The following is a 2,954-nucleotide window of genomic DNA, read 5'->3' as shown; positions in this document are numbered from 1 at the left end:
CGTGCGTACGTGAGGGAGTCCTCCACCGTGTCGGCCTCGTACATGGTGTCCACCATGAAGTGTTCGATGCCTGTCCGGTGGTTGACGGTGCGGATCGCTTCCGCTGCGGCGCGTACGCCGGTGCCCGTGGAGATGTTGACGCGGAGTACGGTGTCGATGTCCTGTGGCTTGCGTCCGGCGGCACGGGCCCATGTGTCGAGCTGCGTGCGTTGGGCGGTCAGGCCGTCGGTGTCGACGTATTCCGGGACCACGCACAGCGGCAGCCACCCGTCGGCGCGCCGTGCGACCCGGCGCAGCGCCCGTTCGGAGAGCGCGCCCAGATAGATGGGGGGACGCGGCAGTCGGGCGGGCTTGAGCGGGGCGTGGTGCCGGGGCACCGACAGCAGTGCCCCGGAGTACTGGGCGGGGTCCTCGGTCCATATGGCGTGGAGCGCGTCGAGGAGTTCGTCCAGCAGGGCCCCGCGCCGGCTGAAGTCCCGTCCTGCGGCCTCGTATTCCTCTGGTGACCAGCCGATGCCGAAGCCGGCCAGCAGCCGGCCGCCGCTGATCAGGTCGATGGTGGTCAGTGCCCGTGCCAGCTGCACGGGCGGGTACAGGGGGGCGATGAGCACGTGGGAACCGAGGAGCACGTGTTCGGTCGCGGCGGCGGCCACTGCGAGGAGTACGAAGGGGTCGGCGGCGGGGTTGAGCTCCGGCGGGATGGTGGTGCCCTGTCCGCCGTAGCCGATGCTGGGCTGGACCGCGGCCAGGTTGCGGTCGCCGACCCAGAGGCTCGCGGCACCGGCCCGTTCCACCTCCCGCGCGAACTCCGCGACCCGGGCGACCTCGAACGCCTGACGGTGGAACTGGGGGAGTGCGAATCCGATGCGCATGGCTGCCTTCGCGGAGTGAGCTGATGGCTGGAAGCAGCCTACAACGAGGAGGACAGTGGCCGAGTCATCTTCGGCACACGTGATGTCAGTAGGTACTGATATGCCTTGCCAGTTGCATCTGTCGCGCGCGGGCCACGGGTTCGACCTAGAGTGTGGCTGGTCCGCGCATTCGTCCGCCGTCGACTTGGCTGGGAAGGGTATGACACGCATGACCCGAGATGTCCCCGAACCGGTGCCGCAGCTGGTCCTGTCCCCGCTGACCAGCGCGGCGATCTTCCTGGTGGTCACCATCGACAGCGGCGGCGAGGGCACGGTCCGTGAGCTGTTGTCCGACGTTGGTTCCCTGGAACGGGCCGTGGGGTTCCGTGTCCAGCCCGAGGGCCGGCTCAGCTGTGTCACCAGTATCGGCTCGCACGCCTGGGACCGTCTGTTCACCGGGCCGCGCCCGGCCCGGCTGCATCCCTTCCGGGAACTGCACGGTCCGGTGCACCGGGCCGTGGCCACCCCCGGTGACCTGCTGTTCCACATCCGGGCTTCGCGGCTGGATCTGTGCTTCGCGCTGGCCACGGAGATCATGAGCCGGCTGCGTGGCGCGGTCACGGTCCAGGACGAGGTGCAGGGTTTTAAGTACTTCGACGAACGCGACCTGCTCGGCTTCGTGGACGGTACGGAGAACCCGACGGGTGCCGCGGCGCGGGCGGCCGTCCTCGTCGGTGACGAGGACCCGTCGTTCGCGGGCGGCAGTTACGTCGTCGTGCAGAAGTACCTGCACGACATGGAGGCGTGGGAGGCCCTGCCCGTCGAGGCGCAGGAACACGTGATCGGCCGGCGCAAGCTGTCCGACGTGGAACTCGCCGACGATGTCAAACCGGCCGACTCGCACGTCGCCCTGGCCACCGTCGTCGACCCGGACGGCACCGAACGCGAGATCCTGCGCGACAACATGCCCTTCGGCGCGGCGGGCCGGGGGGAGTTCGGCACCTACTTCATCGGCTACGCCCGCACTCCCGAGGTGACGGAGACGATGCTGGAGCGGATGTTCCTGGGCACGGAGTCGGCACCGCACGACCGGATCCTGGACTTCTCCACCGCGGTCACCGGCACCCTGTTCTTCACTCCCACCGCGGACTTCCTCGAAGACCTCCCCGCCCCGCCGGCCGCCTCAGCCGCCGGGGCCGTCACACCGACCGACAGCCAGGTCCGGTCCTCGGGGTCCTCCCTCGGGATCGGCAGCATGAAGCGGAGCATGTCCCGATGAACAATCTGCACCGTGAACTCGCGCCCGTCTCCGAGGCCGCGTGGGCCGACCTGGAGGAGGAGGCCCGCCGCACCTTCAAGCGCCATGTCGCGGCCCGCCGCATCGTCGACGTGCCCGAACCGGGCGGTGTCGCGCTGGCCGGCGTGGGCACCGGTCACCTGGATCCCGTCGACACCCCCGCGGACGGGGTCGTCGCGCACACCCGCCGCTTCCAGCCGCTGGTCGAACTGCGCGTGCCGTTCACCGTGGACCGCCGGCAGGTGGACGACGTCGCCCGGGGTGCCAAGGACGCCGACTGGCAGCCGGTGAAGGACGCGGCCCGGCGGCTGGCGTTCGCCGAGGACCGGGCCGTGTTCGAGGGCTACCCGGCGGCCGGGATCACCGGGCTGCGGGCGAGCTCCTCCAACCCGGAGCTGACGCTCCCCGCCGACGTGCGCGACTACCCCGACGCCGTCAGCCAGGCGGTGACAGCGTTGCGCCTGGCCGGTGTGGACGGCGCCTACACCCTGGCGCTGAGCGCCGAGGCGTACACGGCCGTCAGCGAGACATCCGACCACGGCTACCCGGTCATCAAGCACCTCGCCCGGCTCCTCGACGGCGACATCGTCTGGGCACCCGCGATCGACGGCGCCTTCCTGCTCTCCACCCGCGGCGGCGACTTCGAACTGCGCCTCGGCCAGGACGTGTCGATCGGCTACCTGTCGCACGACGCGACCAGCGTCACCCTGTACTTCCAGGAGACCCTGACCTTCCTGGCATACACCAGCGAGGCCGTCGTGGCCCTGTCACCGACCCCGACCGGCACCTGACACACGAAACGGCAC

At 70.2% G+C, this 2,954-nt stretch carries 3 protein-coding genes; 2 read left to right on the top strand and 1 reads right to left on the bottom strand.

What is annotated here, in order from left to right; all coding sequences use genetic code 11:
- Window positions 1-872 (bottom strand): TIGR03619 family F420-dependent LLM class oxidoreductase (locus tag IE294_RS46515; RefSeq protein WP_189895356.1); only part of this gene is annotated, 872 nt, incomplete at its 3' end.
- Window positions 873-1,080: 208 nt separating this feature from the next.
- On the opposite strand from IE294_RS46515, the gene IE294_RS46510 reads away from it, so the two are divergent.
- Together IE294_RS46510 and IE294_RS46505 are read left to right on the top strand one after the other, a co-directional pair.
- The gene (locus tag IE294_RS46510) at window positions 1,081-2,130 is read left to right on the top strand and encodes a Dyp-type peroxidase (protein WP_189895355.1); all 1,050 of its coding nucleotides are present in this window, start codon (window positions 1,081-1,083) and stop codon (window positions 2,128-2,130) included.
- Window positions 2,127-2,939, top strand: coding sequence for a family 1 encapsulin nanocompartment shell protein (locus IE294_RS46505; protein WP_189895354.1), 813 nt, complete (start codon window positions 2,127-2,129; stop codon window positions 2,937-2,939). Before IE294_RS46510 ends, IE294_RS46505 begins: the two co-directional genes overlap by 4 nt.
- Window positions 2,940-2,954: the final 15 nt, after the last annotated feature.

This window comes from Streptomyces canarius (genome assembly GCF_014650735.1).
Lineage (GTDB): Bacteria > Actinomycetota > Actinomycetes > Streptomycetales > Streptomycetaceae > Streptomyces > Streptomyces olivaceoviridis.
Note: the sequence above shows the minus strand (reverse complement) of the source record. Positions and strands in the feature narration are given on the sequence as shown.